Origin of the sequence: Cohnella hongkongensis (assembly GCF_042654645.1) — a bacterium.
In the GTDB taxonomy this organism is placed as follows: domain Bacteria; phylum Bacillota; class Bacilli; order Paenibacillales; family Paenibacillaceae; genus Cohnella; species Cohnella hongkongensis.
This window is the reverse complement of record NZ_JBHSEP010000001.1, coordinates 526,097-543,945: the sequence shown is the minus strand read 5'-3', so window position 1 is coordinate 543,945 and position 17,849 is coordinate 526,097. Positions and strand designations below refer to the sequence as shown.

The 17,849-nt window shown below is 58.8% G+C and carries 14 protein-coding genes and 1 pseudogene; 12 read left to right on the top strand and 3 right to left on the bottom strand.

Translation table 11 applies throughout. The annotated features are described in order from the left end of the window. The first annotated feature begins 30 nt into the window (after positions 1 to 30). Together ACFO3S_RS02485 and yunB are read left to right on the top strand one after the other, a co-directional pair. Positions 31 to 849: an MBL fold metallo-hydrolase gene (locus ACFO3S_RS02485; RefSeq protein ID WP_378091863.1), complete on the top strand. Its 819-nt coding sequence runs from the start codon at positions 31 to 33 to the stop codon at positions 847 to 849. 267 nt (positions 850 to 1,116) lie between these two features. Next, positions 1,117 to 2,076, top strand: coding sequence for a sporulation protein YunB (gene yunB, locus ACFO3S_RS02480; protein WP_378091861.1), 960 nt, complete (start codon positions 1,117 to 1,119; stop codon positions 2,074 to 2,076). A gap of 83 nt (positions 2,077 to 2,159) precedes the next feature. Here yunB and ACFO3S_RS02475 read toward each other — a convergent pair whose 3' ends face one another. Next, positions 2,160 to 2,906: a glycoside hydrolase family 16 protein gene (locus ACFO3S_RS02475; RefSeq protein ID WP_378091859.1), complete on the bottom strand. Its 747-nt coding sequence runs from the start codon at positions 2,904 to 2,906 to the stop codon at positions 2,160 to 2,162. A 147-nt stretch (positions 2,907 to 3,053) separates the two neighbouring features. Between ACFO3S_RS02475 and ACFO3S_RS02470 the strand changes: the two genes are divergently transcribed. From ACFO3S_RS02470 to ACFO3S_RS02450, 5 genes are read left to right on the top strand one after another with little or no spacing between them, the layout of a single operon-like run. Next, positions 3,054 to 3,974, top strand: a complete 921-nt coding sequence (locus ACFO3S_RS02470) for an ABC transporter permease (protein WP_378091857.1) — start codon at positions 3,054 to 3,056, stop codon at positions 3,972 to 3,974. A 19-nt stretch (positions 3,975 to 3,993) separates the two neighbouring features. Then, positions 3,994 to 4,878, top strand: a complete 885-nt coding sequence (locus ACFO3S_RS02465) for a carbohydrate ABC transporter permease (protein WP_378091855.1) — start codon at positions 3,994 to 3,996, stop codon at positions 4,876 to 4,878. 23 nt (positions 4,879 to 4,901) lie between these two features. Beyond that, positions 4,902 to 6,584: an extracellular solute-binding protein gene (locus tag ACFO3S_RS02460; protein ID WP_378091853.1), complete on the top strand. Its 1,683-nt coding sequence runs from the start codon at positions 4,902 to 4,904 to the stop codon at positions 6,582 to 6,584. A gap of 57 nt (positions 6,585 to 6,641) precedes the next feature. Then, a complete protein-coding gene (locus ACFO3S_RS02455) occupies positions 6,642 to 8,558 on the top strand; it encodes a sensor histidine kinase (RefSeq protein WP_378091851.1) in 1,917 nt (638 codons plus the stop codon). Between the two features lie 5 nt (positions 8,559 to 8,563). Then, positions 8,564 to 10,132, top strand: a complete 1,569-nt coding sequence (locus ACFO3S_RS02450; RefSeq protein ID WP_378091849.1) for a response regulator — start codon at positions 8,564 to 8,566, stop codon at positions 10,130 to 10,132. Positions 10,133 to 10,466: 334 nt separating this feature from the next. On the opposite strand, the gene ACFO3S_RS02445 is transcribed toward ACFO3S_RS02450, so the two are convergent. After that, positions 10,467 to 11,177 carry a DNA-binding response regulator gene (locus ACFO3S_RS02445; RefSeq protein WP_378091847.1) on the bottom strand — a complete coding sequence of 237 codons (711 nt, stop codon included), beginning with the start codon at positions 11,175 to 11,177 and terminating at the stop codon, positions 10,467 to 10,469. A gap of 901 nt (positions 11,178 to 12,078) precedes the next feature. Between ACFO3S_RS02445 and kduI the strand changes: the two genes are divergently transcribed. From kduI to kduD, 3 genes are read left to right on the top strand one after another with little or no spacing between them, the layout of a single operon-like run. Further along, positions 12,079 to 12,912, top strand: coding sequence for a 5-dehydro-4-deoxy-D-glucuronate isomerase (kduI, locus tag ACFO3S_RS02440; protein WP_378091845.1), 834 nt, complete (start codon positions 12,079 to 12,081; stop codon positions 12,910 to 12,912). 34 nt (positions 12,913 to 12,946) lie between these two features. Continuing rightward, on the top strand, positions 12,947 to 13,720 hold the full coding sequence (locus ACFO3S_RS02435) for a DeoR/GlpR family DNA-binding transcription regulator (RefSeq protein ID WP_378091843.1): 774 nt from the start codon (positions 12,947 to 12,949) through the stop codon (positions 13,718 to 13,720). Continuing rightward, positions 13,692 to 14,462 carry a 2-dehydro-3-deoxy-D-gluconate 5-dehydrogenase KduD gene (gene kduD / locus ACFO3S_RS02430; protein WP_378091841.1) on the top strand — a complete coding sequence of 257 codons (771 nt, stop codon included), beginning with the start codon at positions 13,692 to 13,694 and terminating at the stop codon, positions 14,460 to 14,462. The genes ACFO3S_RS02435 and kduD overlap by 29 nt, the downstream gene beginning before the upstream one ends. Before the next feature lie 298 nt (positions 14,463 to 14,760). Here the strand turns inward: kduD and ACFO3S_RS02425 are convergent, their stop codons facing one another. After that, positions 14,761 to 15,795: a M23 family metallopeptidase gene (locus ACFO3S_RS02425; protein WP_378092238.1), complete on the bottom strand. Its 1,035-nt coding sequence runs from the start codon at positions 15,793 to 15,795 to the stop codon at positions 14,761 to 14,763. Positions 15,796 to 15,905: 110 nt separating this feature from the next. On the opposite strand from ACFO3S_RS02425, the pseudogene lipA reads away from it, so the two are divergent. Further along, positions 15,906 to 16,826, top strand: a pseudogene (lipA, locus tag ACFO3S_RS02420) (lipoyl synthase); the annotation flags it as partial. Then, positions 16,823 to 17,803, top strand: coding sequence for a YutD-like domain-containing protein (locus tag ACFO3S_RS02415; RefSeq protein ID WP_378091839.1), 981 nt, complete (start codon positions 16,823 to 16,825; stop codon positions 17,801 to 17,803). The pseudogene lipA and the gene ACFO3S_RS02415, both read left to right, overlap by 4 nt. The last annotated feature ends 46 nt before the right edge of the window (positions 17,804 to 17,849 follow it).

Genomic DNA, 17,849 nt, shown 5'->3' with positions numbered 1-17,849 from the left:
ACATTTCTAATTGCGGGGAGCGATAAGCGAATGAACGTCCGTTTTCTGGGAACCGCCGCTTTCGAAGGAGTGCCCGCCTTGTTCTGCGGCTGCGAGCTGTGTATGAAGGCAAAGAAGCTTGGGGGCAAAGAGTTCCGCACGCGAACGTCCGTCATGCTGGACGACGATCTGAAAATCGATTTTCCGCCGGATACGCTGCTTCATATGCATCGTTACGGCCTCGATCTGGATCGGGTGCAGGATATTTTGTTTACGCATTCCCACTCCGATCATCTGTATGCGGAGGATCTGGTCGCTAGATTTCCCGGATTCGCCCAAGCCCAGGACCGACCGATCCATCTGTACGGCAGCGACTTGACGCTCGCCAACATCCGGCAGCAGTTCGACGCGAACCGAGGGGCGCCCGGCGTCTACGAGCTCCACCGGCTGCGCCCGTTCGCGAAGGCGGAGCTGCAGACGGCGACGGCCGTTCCTCTGCTGGCCGCGCACGACCCGAATGAGACCTGCTTGCTCTATTACATCGAGAAGAACGGAAAAAAGGTGCTGTACGGCCACGACTCCGGCAAGTTCCCCGAGGAGACCTGGGAATGGCTGAAAGGCAAACCGCTCGATCTGGCCGTTCTCGAATGCACGATGGGGAACGCCGACTATTGGCAAACGCATATGAACGTAGACGCCGTGCTGGAGACGAAGGCGAGATTCGAACAGTACGGAATGCTGAAGACCGGGGCCCGCGTCGTCGTCACCCACTTCTCTCACAACAATCGGCTTCTCCATACCGATCTGTGCGAGATTTTCGAGCCGCACGGGATTGAGGTGGCGTACGACGGGCTTGCGTTCGAGCTGTAAAGCGGCGAGGACGAGAAAGGATGAACCCCGTCAAGCTTCGGCTTAGCGCGCCGGATCTGGTTCCCGCCGCGACGACGATCGCGGATTGCCGGACCCGGCGCCGTGATTGCGGGCCGCCCGGACGGGCCGTCCCGAACGAATAGGCGGCGGCTGCCGCATTCGGCAGACAGGACGGCTTCTTTTTGCCCGGCCCCCAGCATAAGCTTGAACCATGGCATCCCAAGGACGACCCTGCTCGTACAGGGCCAGCATGGGGAGGTTGAAGCGATGCGAAAAAAATGGGGCAGAGGCTTCCAGTGGAGCGGATTCGGGAACGGGTCGCCGTTTAAGCCGCTACCTCGACGATGGGGGCGGAAGGCGCTTTCTCCGCGAATCGGAGCGCCTCCTTCCCGGCCCGTGCCGCGCAAATGGGGAACGACGAGGCGCTTTTCCGTCGGGACCGGCGGCGCCGGTCCGAGCTATACGCCGGTCAAGCGGTGGACGCCCAAGCGGCAGAGACCGAGAATGAGGCGAAGCCACATATGGATCATCGCGCTGCTGCTGGTCGTCTTGGCGGCCATTCAGGCGATGATGTTTCTGGACCGGGAACTGAGAGGCCCTCTGATGTTTCTGGCCAAGGTAAAGGTTAACCAACTGGCGACCGACGCGATCAATTCGGCGATTAAAGCCGAATTCGCCCGTGCGGCCGAGTCGGATAAAATGATTATGTGGCGGACGAACGGGGACGGGAAAATTACCGGCTTCGAGCTTGACTACAAGCAGCAGATGGCCATCACCTCCAAGACGATCGAAGTCGTCGAGCAATCTCTGAGAGCGCACGAGGACGTTCCGGAGCGCATCCCGATCGGCCACGCGCTGAACAGTCCGCTCATCTCGTCCATCGGTCCGAGCGTCGCCGTCAAGTTCCATCCGGCCAGCGTCATTAAAGCGGAGGTCGGGCTGCAGCAGACAGAGGCCGGCATCAATATGCTGCTGGTCGAAGTGTACGTGCATATCCGCACGGAGGTTGCCGTCGTCATCCCCTTCGACCGGGAGCCGGAAATCGTGGAGACGAAAATTCCGCTCTCCTACGCTCTCGTCGTCGGAGACGTTCCTTCCTATTACTACGACGGCAGCGGCAACCCGGTCGGCAGCGGCGCGGCCCAGGCGCCCGCGCTCGCGCTTCCGCTGCCCGACGCCGCCGGCGCGGCCCCCTCCCCGCAAGCGGGAACGGGAGCGGGGCATTAGAGGTTGCAGCGCGGCAAGCGGCCGCGGTCGAACGAACCCCTTCAAGCGAGCAGACCTGCTCTGGGGACAGCCTCTTCCTCTACTTATCGATACAGCCGGATGCCGGCAACGGTCATGACCGCGGGCAGAGAGGCGTCGTCGACCGGAACGGCGTCGAACCAGCCGCCCACAGCGAGATTGAGCACCAGATAGAAAGGCTGGTCGAAGGGGGTTACCCCCGGCTCCAGGCGGCGCTCGGCGAAGATGTGCCCGTCGGCCAGCCAGCGGATGGAGCCGGCGTCCCATTCCAACCCGTAGTCGCGAAACTGGGCGATCGTGCCTTCCTCGAATTCGTAAGAGAACTCGTCGGTTACTTTATGGTCCATATCCTTGCCGTGATGCAGCGTGCCGTAAATGCGCCGAGGCAGGCGGCCCTTCGCCTCCATGACGTCGATCTCGCCCGAGGCAGGCCACGGGCCGTAAGCCGAATGCTGCGGCATGAGCCAGACGGCGGGCCACAATCCTTGTCCGACCGGCAGCTTCGCGCGTACGACCAGCTTGCCGTAGCGGTAGGAAAAGCGATCCCTGGTGTCCAGCCGGGCGGAAGTATAGGCGAACGTCCGCCCGTCCTCCGTCTCGACGGTTTCCTTGCGCGCGCACAGATTCAAGCCGTTGCCGTCGATATACAGGTTGCCGGCGTGGCCCGTGTAATACTGCTGCTCGTTGTTGCCCCAGCCCGGACAGACGGCCTGACCGTCGTCGTCCAGCAAATCGTTGCCGAGCCGAACGTTCCATTGGCTCAGATCGGCGTCGCTTCGCAGGAAGTCCTGCTGCCAGATCAGCTCGCTCATTCTCCTTCTCCTCCTTTAACTTATTCCCAGAATACTTCATTTTTCCGACCGGTCAATCAAATCTAAAAAAATGGGATAAGGCCAAAAACGGTGGCCTTTTTTTTGTCGTCCGCTTTTTTTACGATAAGAACGAAAGGGGCAGGGAAGATGTTCCATCACAAAACAGGACAAATGAAAGCGTTTTTGAGGCAGTGGCAGCTGCAGAGCATGGTCGTGCCGGGAATCGTCTGGATGTTTATATTTTGCTATCTCCCGATGTTTTGGCTGATTATCGCATTTATGGACTACAGCATTGCCAGGCCGATGCTGGAGTCGCCTTTTGTCGGACTGAAGCATTTTCAGGACTTTATGACCGACGATCGCTTCTGGCGTTCGATCCGCAATACGCTGGGGATGAGCTCGATCAAGCTGGCGCTGGGCTTTCCCATCCCGATTATCTTCGCCCTGCTGCTTAACGAGATTCGCCATATTCGCTTTAAGCGCACCGTGCAGACTCTATCGTACCTGCCCCACTTTATTGCCTGGACGATCTTCGGCGGCATTATGCTCAACTGGCTGGGCGAGGGCGGCGTCATTAATCAAGTGACGATGGCGCTCGGCATCCAGGATCGCGAAATTCTGTATAACAGCGATCCCAAATACTTCTGGTGGATCGTCTATTTCTCCGATACGCTCAAGGAAACCGGCTGGAGCGCCATCATCTACATTGCCGCCATAGCCGGCATCGATCCGGGGCTGTACGAGGCGGCCGAGCTGGACGGCGCGAACCGCTGGCAGCGCATGTGGCATATTACCGTTCAGAGCATACGTCCGACGATCGCGATTTTGTTTATCCTCGCCGTCAGCGGGATGCTCGGCAGCAACTTCGAGCAGATCTTTATGCTCAAGAACAACATGAACATGAAGATGGCGGAAAGTCTGGACCTGTACATCTATAACATGGGGCTGGTCTCCGGACGCCACTCCTTCTCGACAGCCGTTCTGTTCGTCCGCTCGATCGTTGCGCTGGGGCTGCTGCTCATGGCGAACTACGCCTCCAAAAAACTGACGGGCGACAGCATTTTCTGAGGAAGGAGGGAGGGAGCGCATGAAAAGACGAGGAACGCTTCGGCGAATCGGCGCATTCGAGATTTGGAATACCTTGCTGATGCTGGCGGTTTGCTTTATTACGCTGTACCCGATGTGGTTTGTGCTGGTCAACTCGCTGAATGCGCCGCAGCAAGCGCTGCTGGGGACGGTCAACTGGTTTCCGAAGGAGCTTTCGCTGGCCAGCTACAGCGTCGTGTTCAATGACAAAGGTCTGATGAACGGATTTTATATCACCACACTGCGCACGGTGATCGGAACGACGGTGCACGTGCTGTTCACCGCCATCGTCGCCTACGGAATGAGCAAGTCCAATCTGATCGGACGCAAGGTGTATATGAAAATCGCCCTCATTACGATGCTGTTCTCGGGCGGGCTGATCCCTACGTTCATTTTGATGACGAAGCTGGGGCTGTACGACCATTTCCTGGTCTTCATCATTCCCGCCATGTACACCTTTTTCAATATGGTCATCTTCATGAGCTTCTTTCGCACGATTCCCGACAGCCTGGAGGAATCCGCGAAGGTGGACGGCGCTTCGGATTACGGCGTTCTGTTCAAGATCGTACTGCCCAACAGCATGGCCGTCATCGCCACTATCGCGCTTTTCTCGGCCGTCTATCATTGGAACGATTATTACCAGGGCGTGATCTACATTCGTTCGCAGGATCAGCTGCCTCTGCAGACGATGCTGTACAAAATCATCGCAGAGAACTCGATGTCCTTCATGCAGCAGCAGGCGATGGCGCAGTTCGGCGCCAGGCTGCCCGGCAACTCGATCAAGTTCGCCTCCATGATGGTGGCCACGCTGCCTATTCTGGTGTTCTACCCCTTTATTCAGCGCTATCTGGTCAAAGGCGTAATGATCGGCGCAATTAAAGGGTGAATATAATAGAGAAGATAGAAAGGATGAGCGTGAAAATGAAGGGGATGCCGATTCAAAAGGGCGGGGCGCTCGTGCTGGCTGTCATGCTGACGCTGAGCCTGGCCGCGTGCACCGGATCCGACAAAGGGGAAAGCAAGCCGTCGGCCCAGCCGTCGGCCAGCCAGCCGTCCGAGACCGCTGCCGGGGAGGCGGCGCCTAACCCCGACGAGCCCGCTTGGAAGCTGGATACCAGCCCGGTGGATTTGACCTGGTTCGTAGGCGCCAATTGGTACGGTCACAGCTGGGGAGAAAGCTTGGCCTCCAAGTATGTGACGGAGAAAACGGGCGTCAACGTCAAAATCGAGGTGCCGTCCGGCGAAGCCAACGAGCATATTACGCTGATGATGACCTCGGGCAAGCTGCCGGATTTGATTTCCATGGGGTCGTGGGAAACCGCTGTCAAGAAGCTGTGGGAAGGCGACCACGTCTATGCGCTGAACGAGTTGGCCGAGCAGTACGATCCTTACTTCTTCAAGGTGGCGGGCGACGGCACGCTGAAGTGGTATCGTCAGGAAAACGGCAATACCTACGGCGTGCCTAACGATTCCTATAGTCCCAACCTGATGCATGAGACCGGCATGACGGCCGCCAATCAGACGTTCCTTGTGCGCAAGGATTTGTACGAGGAGATGGGCCGCCCGGATTTGACGACGCCGGAGGGCTTTCTGAACGCGCTGCAGCTGCTGAAGGATCAATATTCCCAATATAAAGGGCAGCCGATGAGCCCGTTCTTCGCGCAGGGCAACGTTCCCTACGGGATGACCGAGTATTTGCAAAACCTGCTGGCCGTTCCGTACGAGAAGGACGGCAAAGTCTACGACCGTCTTACCGATTCCGATTATATCGCCTGGCTGAAGACGTTCCGCACCGCTTACGAGCGCGGATTGATCAACGTCGATTTCCTGGTCGATTCCGATACCCAGGTGGAGGAGAAGACGAACAATGCCCGTTATTTCATGATGATCCGCGAATGGACGGGGATGACCGCGGTCAATCCGATGCTCGCCGCAAGCGCCAATCCGGACTCGTACTATATCGCGGTGGACGGACCCCGGAACGCGAACGGAGACAGCGCCAAGCTGTTCCCCGGCAACATGGACGGCTGGATGGTGACGATGATCAGCAAATCGGCCAAAAATCCCGAACGAGCCATCCGCTTCCTGACCTATTTGGCCAGCGAAGAGGGCCAGCGGGATCTGTTCCTCGGCAAGGAAGGCGAAACGTGGGAGATGGCGGACGGCAAGCCGCAGCTGAAGGCCGAGCTGGTGCAGCTGATCGAAACCGATATCGAGAAGCTGGAGAAGGAATACGGCGTTCTGGACACGTACTGGATGATGCGCAACCCCGTCATCGTCAACCAGTGGAGACCGGAGAAGGCGCCCGTCATCAAGCAGATGGAGGACTTCGCCAACGCGCAGGCCGATATCGACAGCGGCATCTACAAGGGGCTGGACCCGCTCGGCGATTCCGACGTCGCAGTCGCCTGGTCGCGTATAGCCCAAAATTGGGAGGAAGTGCTGCCCGAGCTGATTACGGCCAAGGATGAAGCCGCCTTCGACAAGATCTTCGAAAGCTTCCTGGCCCGCCGCGCGAGCTACGGCTTCGACCAGGTGATGGAGTACCGCCAGACCGAGCTGGACGCGCGCAAAGCCAAAATGGCGCAGTAACCGCGCTCCCCGGCCACAACCGCTGCCGGCCGCCGACAAGGCGGTCGGCATTCTCCGGTGAAGCCCGAGCTTCCCGACCGTCTGACGCCCGGGGAACGAATATGGTATATTACGGAGGTGGGGGAGGGCATCGACGTGAAGGTTCTGCCGAATCAAATGAGGAAGATTTACCGCAACGCCCGCATCTCTCAGAAGCTGTTCCTGGCGTTCAGCCTGTTGATCGCCGTTCCTGCCATTCTGGTGTCCTTCCTGTTTATCCGCCTTCAGGAGCATCAGCTGTACAAGGACGCCATGGCTGCCGGGAGCAGTCATATTTCCCGGCTTAACGAGCAGCTGCGCGGCAGAATGGACATGATTGAAAACGCTTCCTCTACCGCCTTGACGCAGAAAGCGTTCGTGGACTTTATTCATACCCACATGCGCGCGGACGGTCTTCGTCTGGTGAAATTCAGGCAAAACCAGTACGAGCAGATGCATAACATCATTCAGAGCAACGAGATGATCAGCCAGCTTAGCTTTTATGTCGATAACCCGAATTTGTATGAAATTTGGCCCGAAATCTACCATTACGACAGATTCTGGCCGCAGGATTACTGGGTCTCGCTTCGGGACGAGGGCGGCTCGGCTTACCGGCTGTTCGCCTTCAAGGACGGCGAACATACGCTTTCCTACTATCGGCTGGTGCGCTTGCAGGGACAGCAGCACAAACGTCCCAGCATTATGGAAATTCGGGTAGATCATGACGTGTTTTTCCGCGATCTGCTGGAGGGGGGCGGCGGGGATTTCTTCTCCGTCGTTATGGAGGGGACGAACGCTCCCCGATACGTCTACGATTCGGAGCATTCGTTCGTGCGCCATGCCGGGGAGGCGCTGGACGATATACTCGGCAGCGTTCACCGGCAGCTGGACGCGCTGCAGCAGACCGACCCGGTCAAGGTCGAATCCGGAGACCAGACCTATTACGCGCTCTACCGTTACATCGCTCCGCTTAACGCCTACGTGGTGGATATCGCATCTCACCAGGCGCTGATGAAGGGGCCGCGCAGCTGGTACGTCGCCGTCGTCGCGGTTGCGCTGTGCGTGCTGCTGCTGATGCTGCTGCTCGTCTCGCATACGACCCGGCGCATTTTCCGCCGGATGAACAGCGTGCTCATCTCCATGCGCAAGGTGCGCAAGGGGCAGCTGGACGCGAAGATCGACACCGGCCTGGGCGAGAACGAGACCGGCGACGAGATCGACGAGATGGCGGTCAGCTACAACAATATGCTGGACGAGATTCAGCGGCTGATGACGCAGGTGGTGGATAAGCAGCTGATTGCCAAAAACGCGCAGCTGCATTCGCTGCATTCTCAGATCAACTCGCATTTTCTGTATAACGCGCTGGAATCCATTCGCATGCAGGCGGAGGTGCAGAAGCAGCCCGCGATCGCCAATGCGCTTGTGTCGCTCGGGTCGCTTCTGCGCTACAGCATGAATTGGCGCAGCGACTCCGTCGCCCTCGGCGAGGAGCTGGCCAACATCCGAAGCTACATCCAGTTCATCAACTTTATGGAGGGCGGCAGCTTCGAACTGACGGCCGATCTCCCCCAGGAGGTGCTTCGCTATGCCATCCCCAAAATGTGCATGCAGCCGATCGTCGAAAATGTCGTGCACCATGCGGCCCCCTCGGGCGGCAGCGTGCGTATTGGAATTACCGTCACGGTGGAGAACGACCGGCTGCTGCTCATCGAGATCCGCGACGACGGAGCGGGCGTCGACCCTCAGACGCTGTCCGGTCTGCAGGCCGGGCTGCAGGGCAACCCGGACTCGCCGATCGTCGCCGGCAACAACGGGCTTGGCCTGGAAAACGTGCATAAGCGCTTGCAGCTTCATTACGGCAAAGGAAGCGGGCTGTGGATCGACAGCACGCAGGGCGCCTATACGTGCGTAACGATTCGTCTGCCATGGGAAAATGCAAATCTTGGGGGGTGGTAGAAACGATGAACATTCTGATTGTGGACGATCAGAAGCATATCCGCGACGGCTTGCAGGCGATGCTGCGGCAGTTTCCGCTGCCGTTCGGCGATATCCGCTGCGCGGGCAACGGGATCGAGGCGCTGGAAATATTGCGGCAGGCCCGCATTCAGCTGGTGATTACCGATATCAGAATGCCGGATATGGACGGATTGGCGTTGATGGCGCAGGCCAAAGAGGAGCGAATCCAGGCCGATTATCTGATTATTAGCGGTTATAGCGACTTCGCCTACGCCCAGAAAGCGATCGGCCTCGGGGCCAAGGGCTATCTGCTCAAGCCGGTGAAGAGAGAGGATCTGCAGGCTTCGGTGGAGCATGTCGAGCAGGAGGTTCGAACGCGGCAGGCGCTCTCGCGCAATCTGGAGCATCTGTCCCGCCGGGCCCGGGAGACGGAGCGGAAGGAGCTTTGCATGTTTATGCAGGGGGCGCCGAGCGACGAGGAATGGATCGGCCAGGTTCAGCGGCAAAATCCGGAGCTGTGGCGAAGCTACCGTCTATGTCTGGTGAAGGAGGAAAGGCGGATTCATCAGCCTGGGGCGGACAGCGCCCATGCCATCGAATCCATCGCCTACCGCGTCTACGGCAGGCAGGGGTGCGTCTGTCTGCAGCATCGCCCGCATCTGATTTTGGCGGTCGACGCCGCCGTGGATCCGAAGGCTTTGCCCGCCGCGCTTCAGGCGGAGCAGATCGGGGCTTCTGCGGCCATGACCGATCCGCGGCAGGGGCTGAAGGCGCTGCCGGGAAGCTACGAGCAAGTCATGGAGCTGCATCGCCACAGCTACCTGTTCCCGGATAAACGCTGCATTCTGCCGGACGATATCGGGGGACTGGAGCGGCAGTGGGCGGTTCCCCACGAGCAGCTGTACGCCCTGTTCCGGTTAATCGGCACCCATAACAGCGGCAAGATCGCCGAAGGGCTGTCGGCGATCTTCCACAAGAGAGAGCTGCAGCGCTATCCTATTCGCTACACGGAGCAGCTGTGCCGCGCCGCGGTGCAGCTGCTGGAGGAATACGAGCGCGTGATCCGCCCCTATATGGGAGAAGAAGCGCTGGACATCGAATGCTTGCGGGAGCTATACGATTATCCGGGTATTCGCGACTATATTCAGGCGCTGCAGCAGCAGCTGCTTCGGCTGGACCAGTTCTATTACGAATTCAAGTGCAGCTATCGCAACTCGCAGGACTTGAACGAGGCGGTTCGCTTTATCCACGCAAACTACGATAAGCCGCTCGATCTGGCGATGGTGTCCAACCATGTCTCCCTGAACTACGCTTACTTTTCCAATCTGTTCAAGAAAAATATCGGCAAAGGCTTCGCGGAATACTTGCGCGACGTGCGTCTGGATAAAGCCCGGCGGCTGCTGGCCGACACCGAGCATAAAATCGTCGAGGTGGCCGCCATGGTCGGTTATGAAAGCTACAAAAGCTTTATCCGGGCCTTCCGCGAGACGACGGGCATGCAGCCGACGGAGTACCGGCAGACGATGCGGCGGAAGGCCGACCGGGAAGGGAAATATCGGGAGACGGCGCTCTGACGGCAGTTCGATCGGCGGCGAGGTGCGCGGCCTCTAGCAAAAGTCGACAACTTGCTGCTATACGTCAACGGCCACCGTCGAACGCTTCCTTACCTATAACCCGGGGGAAGGCGCTCCGGGTACGTCTTGGCAGACGTACATCCTCGGGGACGAGGAGATAAGGCGAAAGGGCAGCGATCGGATAGCGGCTTCGGTTGAGTTCCATAGCGAGTAAAGCTTAAGAGAAGAAGGCGGAGGGAAGGGCAACGCGGCCTGCCCCTTTTTGTCCCGTGTTGGTGGCGACGCGCATTCGGGCGGGCTTTCGGGACTCTCGAGCAGAGAAGGCTGCGGCAGTTTATTGAGCTCGGAAGCCATGGAAATCCGTAGGGACAGCTTGATAGCGAATCGTCCTGACAGGTTTATCTTTGGATTTGGCAGCGAGCGGGATCATCATTCCTTTCTCACTAAGCTTGCGTAAATGCTTGGCAGCCGTCTTGCGATGGATGCCCAGGCGTGTTGCTGCCTGTAAGGGAGTGACCGGACTGCTGCTAACGCAGGCCAAATCGTAGAGAACTTTCTCCATCGGTGTGAGCTGAACGAGACTCAGACCGCTTAATTTGCCAAGCAATTGCTGAATAATTTGCTGGCAGCGCCTAGGTTTGTCTCGAACGTCGTCATAGGAAAACCGTAACACGATCCAACCGTCCAGCACCAAGTGGTTCTGTCGGATCAGATGGGCGGAGAATTTGTGTTGGTCGATGTTTTTCCAATGCGTCCCAAGGCCGTCGATTTCTATGCAGATTTTATAACCTGCTGTATGGTAGGCAAAGTCTAAATAGCGACGGCCGTCCTTGAAATCGCTCACCTCGTATTCCGCGCTCAAACCGACGAAGTGCTTGAACGAGGGCCACCATACTTTTTCGAGAAACATTTTCTCCGCATGATGATCGATATCCGCAAGTCGATTCTTTCGCTCGTTTGTACCGCTTGCTAGTTGATCCGCCATCCACCTTTCATAAGCCGCCCCGAATTTTTCATCAACTGCAATAGTCTCTTTTTCCTCCACCAGTATCAACATCCTTTCACATTGAAAACAAAAAGCCGCCCAGACCGGCGATTTCCCGGTAAGAGCGGCGTGTGCTTCACGGCCGAGTATATGAATATGTTCTAACATAACACTTATTTATTTGATGTGCAACAGTATTTTGCTAAAAAATGAAGCAGAAACGGAGGCAAGACGCGCCGGAAGAAGCCGAAGACCAAAAAAGTGCCCCGAGTTGCGGAGATCGGAGCGGTGAGAGTCGCCCGAGGCCCAAAAGTGCCTCGGAGTTGCGGAGAGCGGAGCGGTGAGAGTCGTCCAAGGCCAAAAAAGTGCCTCGAGTTGCGGAGATCGGAGCGGTGAGAGTCGCCCGAGGCCAAAAAAGTGCCTCGAGTTGCGGAGAGCGGAGCGGTGAGAGTCGCCCAAGGCCAAAAAAGTGCCCCGAGTTGCGGAGAGCGGAGCGGTGAGAGTCGTCCAAGGCCAAAAAAGTGCCTCGGGGTTGCGAAGATCGGAGCGGTGAGAGTCGCCCAAGGCCAAAAAAGTGCCTCGGAGTTGCGGAGATCGGAGCGGTGAGAGTCGCCCAAGGCCAAAAAAGTGCCCCGAGTTGCGGAGATCGGAGCGGTGAGAGTCGCCCAAGGCCAAAAAAGTGCCTCGGAGTTGCGGAGATCGGAGCGGTGAGAGTCGCCCAAGGCCAAAAAAGTGCCTCGGAGTTGCGGAGAGCGGAGTGGTTAGTGTCGCTCGAGGCCAAGAAAGTGCCCCGAGTTGCGGAGAGCGGAGTGGTTAGTGTCGCTCGAGGCCAAGAAAATCCCTTTGTGGTGGCGGGACGGGAGCGAGGAGGGAGTTCGATGTTCAAATTGGTTCACTAAAGTTCGAAAAAGTGTGATATACTGATTTCGAACGAAAACGAACCTAAACGGAGGGGATCCCTGTGGAAATCAGACATTCGACGAATCCGGCCGACGCCAAGCATTACGATACGGCGAGGCTGCGCCGGCAATACTTGATCGAGAACCTGTTCCAGCCCGACGAAATCAAAATGGTGTACGCGCACGACGACCGTTTGATTATCGGCGGAGCGTTTCCCGTTAACGCCGCTTTGACGGTGGAGGCGGCCGACGTGTTGAAGACGGACTATTTTTTGGAGCGGAGGGAGGTCGGTTTCATTCACATCGGCGGCGGAGAAGCGGTCATCGAGGCGGACGGCGAACGCTACGCGCTCGGCAAGCTGGACACGCTGTACGTCGGCAAAGGCACTCGCAATCTGACGCTGTCCAGCGCCAACCCGTCCGATCCGGCGAAAATTTACTTCACTTCGGCGCTCGCCCATGCGACGCTCCCGACGCGCAAGGTGTCGGTGCAGGAGGCGAACACGCTGAATCTCGGCTCGCTCGAATCGTCCAACGAACGGACGATCCATCAGATCATTCACGAGAACGGCGTGCAGAGCTGCCAGCTTATGCTTGGCGTAACGCTGTTCAAGCCCGGCAGCGTCTGGAACACGATGCCTGCGCATCTGCACGACCGCCGCATGGAAGCGTATTTGTATTTCGACATGAATGCCGACGCAAGGGTGTTTCATTTTATGGGCGAGCCGAACGAAACCCGCCATATCGTCATCGCCAACGAGCAGGCGGTCATTTCTCCGAGCTGGTCGATCCATTCGGGAGCGGGAACGAGCAGCTATGCGTTCGTGTGGGCGATGGCCGGGGAAAATTATACGTTCAAGGATATGGATGTCGTTGCGATGGATGCGCTAAAATAGCAGCAACTGCCAAGTCGGGAGGAACGACCCCTACATGCTTGCGATTACACGGCATCAATTGATTCTGGAATGGCTGCAAGAGAACGGAACGGTGCAGGTGTCCGAGCTAAGCGACAGGTTTTCGGTGACGCCCAAGACGATTCGCGAGGATCTGGAGAAGCTGGAGGAGAAGGGGCTGCTGACGCGGATTCACGGCGGAGCGGTCAGTCGCGGAGACGCAGCCGACCCGCTGCTTCCGCTGCAGATTCCGAATACAAAGCGCGCTGCCGAGAAGGAAGCGATCGCCGCGCAGGCGCTGCGCTACATTCGCCAGGACGATGTGATCGCCCTGGATGCGGGCAGCACGACGCTCGAGATCGCGAGGAAGCTGCCCGATATGCCGCTGACCGTGCTGACCAACGATTTGCTGATCATGCGCGAGCTGATGGCGAAAGAGCGAATCCGGCTCGTCGTCCCCGGCGGTTACCGTCACCGTAACGTGCTCGTCGGCAACGACGCGCTGGAGTGGCTGGCGCGACTGAACGTGCAGAAGCTGTTCCTGTCGGCCACAGGCGTGCACGACAAGTTCGGCTTGTCCGTGTTCACCGGCGAGCTGCTCGATCTGAAGCGGGCCTATTTGAACGGAGCGAAGGAAATCTACGGAGTAGCCGATCACAGCAAGTTCGACCGGGCCGCCCTGCAGACGTTCGCAGCGCTGGAGGATCTAGACCTGTTGATCACGGACGACGGACTTCCTGAGGAGGTTAGGCGCCGCTACGAAGAAGGAGGAAGAGTGAAAATTGAACTCGCAACCACGCAATCGATTTGATCTGTCCGGCCGAACGGCCATCGTTACCGGAGCGGGCAGAGGGCTGGGACAAGCGATCGCGGCCGGTCTGGCCGAAGCCGGGGCGAACCTGGTGCTCGTCACCAACCGCACGTCCGCCGAGGAAACGAAGGCGAAGGCGGAGGCGTACGGCCGCCAAGCGATTATCGTACAGGCGGACGTGGCCGACCGGAGCAAGCTTCCGTCTGTCGTCGACGCGGCCGTCAAAACGTTTGGCGGCGTCGACATCCTGGTGAACAATGCGGGCATCATCCGCCGCACGCCGGCGGCGGAGCACGCTTATTCCGATTGGCAGGAAGTGCTGGACGTGAATTTGAACTCCGTTTTCGTTCTGTGCCAGCTCGCCGGCAAACGGATGATCGACCAGGGGCGCGGCAAAATTGTCAACATCGCGTCGATGCTCAGCTTCCAGGGCGGGATCAACGTCCCGGGATACACGGCCAGCAAGCACGCGGTCGCCGGACTGACCAAGGCGCTCGCCAATGAGTGGGCGTCCAAGGGCGTTCAGGTGAACGCGATAGCGCCGGGCTACATGGCGACGGACAATACGGAGGCGCTCCGCAACGATCCGGTCCGCAGCCGGCAAATTCTCGAGCGCATTCCGGCCGGTCGCTGGGGCGCGGACGAGGACCTCGTCGGTCCGGCCATATTCCTCGCTTCGGAGGCATCCGATTACATGAGCGGACACGTGCTTTGCGTAGACGGCGGCTGGATGAACCGCTAGCAACGTGATCTGAGCGAGCGGGATACCGACGAAGGAGGGTTCGTACAGCGCCTGATCCAACGGGATACCGACGAAGGCAGATTCGTACCGGGCCTGATCCAACGGGATACCGACGAAGGCGGGTTCGTACAGCGCCTGATCCAACGGGATACCGACGAAGGCGGGTTCGTACAGCGCCTGATCCAACGGGATACCGACGAAGGCAGATTCGTACCGGGCCTGATCCAACGGGATACCGGCAAAGGTCTGCACGACGCCGAGAAAAGGGAGACGGTAGAGCCGCAGGGAAAGACGCGGTCTACCGTTTTCTTTTTAATGCTTTGTATTCCTCGCTTTCCCAGCGGCGCAGCAGCGGATAAGGGTCGAACGCCCACTCCACCAGCCCTCTGTCCCGGTAAATACCGTAGTGCAGATGGGGAGGAAACTTGCCCTGCGTGCCCGGACGACCGTAGCCGGAGCTGCCTACCCAACCGATGACTTGGCCGGGACGCACGATGTCTCCGGTCTTGAGAGCTTTATCGAAGCCGGACAGATGCGCGTAATAATGATACAGATTGTTCAGGTCGCGAATGCCGATTCTCCAACCTCCGTAGGCGTTCCAGCCTTTGATCTCGATGACTCCGTAACAGGTGCTTCTGACGGGTACGCCGTATCCGGCGAATATGTCCGTTCCTTCGTGAATTCGCCTACCGCCCCAGCCGCGTTTGTTCCCCCAGGTGCTGCGGTACGAGTAGGTGCTTTGCAGCGGGAGCGGGAAGGCGTGGCCGGACAGGTCGAGTCGCTCGAAATGACGATACAGCTTGGAGAACTGCATAATGCGCTGGACGGCGCGCGTGTTGTGATAGTACTCCCACAGTCCGATGCTGAAATCGTCCTCCGAGCTGCCGTACCGCAGCGCCTGCAGCGTAACCGAATAAAGCAGATCCTCGTCCTGGCCCCGATCGGCGATCCGGTCTCCCGAGCCGTCCCGGCCGATTCCGTGGAAAAAACGGATGGATACCGGGTTCGTATCCTCCTCGGTCGGATTCAAATCTCCGCTCCATCGCTTCGCGGGAATGTATATGCCGGACACCGCATCCTTGCGAATCGGCCTCGTCTTCGGATGGGCCTGGGACATCGTCCGCTCATACTGATCGATGGCCGCGATGTAGGGCCATTCCAGACCGGTGCGCAGGCTGATCGACTCGTACAGCTTGCGCCGTTTCGCGTATTCGTCGGCCTTGGACGACGGATCCTGACCTGCGCCGTGAACGGCGGCGCCGGACTCTCCCGCTCCCAACAGCGCGAGACAAGCGAGAACCGCCATGACGGCGCCCCTGAAGGCTGGCCCCATTTTCCGCCAATCGTGTCGCAACGTGACTCCTCCTCGAGCTCGGTATGTAGGAGTAGGGTTTTACAGATCATTGGTTTTTATCCGAATCGTGCTATAATAAGGAGGACAGAAAGAGGGGAATGACGATGACGACTGGCGCTAAACCGCGCAAACCCGAATGGCTGAAAATCAAGCTGACGACTGGGGAGCCTTATCAGGAACTGAAGCAAGTGATGCGGAGCAAGACGCTCCATACGGTTTGCGAAGAAGCGCGCTGTCCGAACATATATGAATGCTGGGCCAACCGTACGGCGACTTTTATGATTCTCGGGGACATCTGCACGAGGGCGTGCCGGTTCTGCGCGGTCAAAACCGGACTGCCCACGGAGCTCGACCTGCAGGAGCCCGAACGGGTGGCGGAAGCGGCCGAGCAGATGGGCTTGAAGCATTGCGTCGTCACCTCGGTAGCGAGGGACGATCTGAAGGACGGGGGGGCATCCATTTTCGCGGCCACGATCAAGGCGATTCGCAAGAGAATGCCGTTCTGCAGCGTCGAAGTGCTCATTCCGGATTTTCTCGGCAACCCGGATTCCTTGAAGATCGTCATGGACGCGAAACCGGACATTCTCAACCACAATATCGAGACCGTTGCCCGGCTGTCCGACCGCGTGCGCGCGAAAGCGAAGTATCCGCGCTCGCTGGAGCTCATTCGAAGAGCGAAGGAGATGCAGCCGAACATTCCGACAAAGTCGAGCATTATGCTCGGCCTGGGGGAAACGTTCGAGGAAGTGCTGCAGGCGATGGACGACCTGCGGGCGGTGGACTGCAACATTCTGACTCTCGGCCAATACTTGCAGCCTTCACCGTCGCACCTCGACGTCGTTCGGTACGTACATCCGGACGAGTTCGCGGCGTTAAAGGAGGAAGGGCTCAAACGGGGGTTCTCTCACGTGGAGTCCGCGCCTTTCGTCCGCAGCTCGTATCATGCGCATGAGCAGGTTAAATCCGCGGAGGCAAGATCGAACGGTCTCCAGAAGGAGAGCGTAACATGATTTTTATGGCGGGAGGCAACGCTTACTCGCTGGTCCACGAATACAAGAACGGATGGAATCCCGAAGCTTTTCGCGAGAGGTACAGCGACGTCCTGGACCGTTTCGATTATATCGTCGGGGATTGGGGCTACAATCAGCTTCGTCTCCGGGGTTTCTATCGGGACGGACATCCGCGGGCGGGCAAAGATTCGGCGATCTCCAATTTCGTCGATTACATTAACGAATACTGCAATTTCGGCTGCGCCCATTTCGTTCTGGCTAAGCTCGACGTGAATGCTCTTCCGCCGGATGCGGTCATCGTGCCGGAGGAGCCTTCGGAGACGGCCGCCGCGTTGAACGAGACGGAGGGCCAAGCGGCTGAGACGGCCGCAGCCTTAAGCGGGCCGATCATGAGATGGCCGCTTAAGGAAAGAGCGGGAGGCCCTGTTCGCGTGCCGAACGTAACGGTATCCGCGGTCGCTCGCGCCGCGGCGGATGCGGAGCGCCGGGAGGCCGAGAGACGCTCTTCGAACCAGTCGGAGCGGGAGCACAGAGGCTTCGGAGGTTCTTCTTCGGGCCGTGGAAATCAGGCGAGGAACGGTCAGGATTCCGGAGGCTCCCACCGGCAAGGCCGCTCCCATTCTCATGAGCGCAGACCGGGGGGCGGACAAGCGTCGGGGAAGACGCGGGGAGGTCACCGGAACGGCGGCAATTCAGATCAGGCGCCTAGAACGCAAGAAGCGGGAGCTCATGCGGGACAAAGGCAAGAAGGCCCGCGTCATGACGGGGGCCGCAAGGATGCTCACCGGCAGGAAGGCGCGCGCGCGGACGCTCCCCGCAAGGAATCCCGCAGCGACGGGGCGCGCGGCGAGGGAGGGCGCAACGACAATCGCTGGCAAGGCCGGAACCGTCGCCGCAAAGGCTTCGGAGGCAAGCCGGACAACCGTCCGGAAGGCGCTGTCCGGCCGGAGCCGGGCGCTTCCAAGTCCAGCGAATAAGCTCCTCGGTTAGAGGAAGATGAAAACAGGGGTAGGCAGCGCGTTG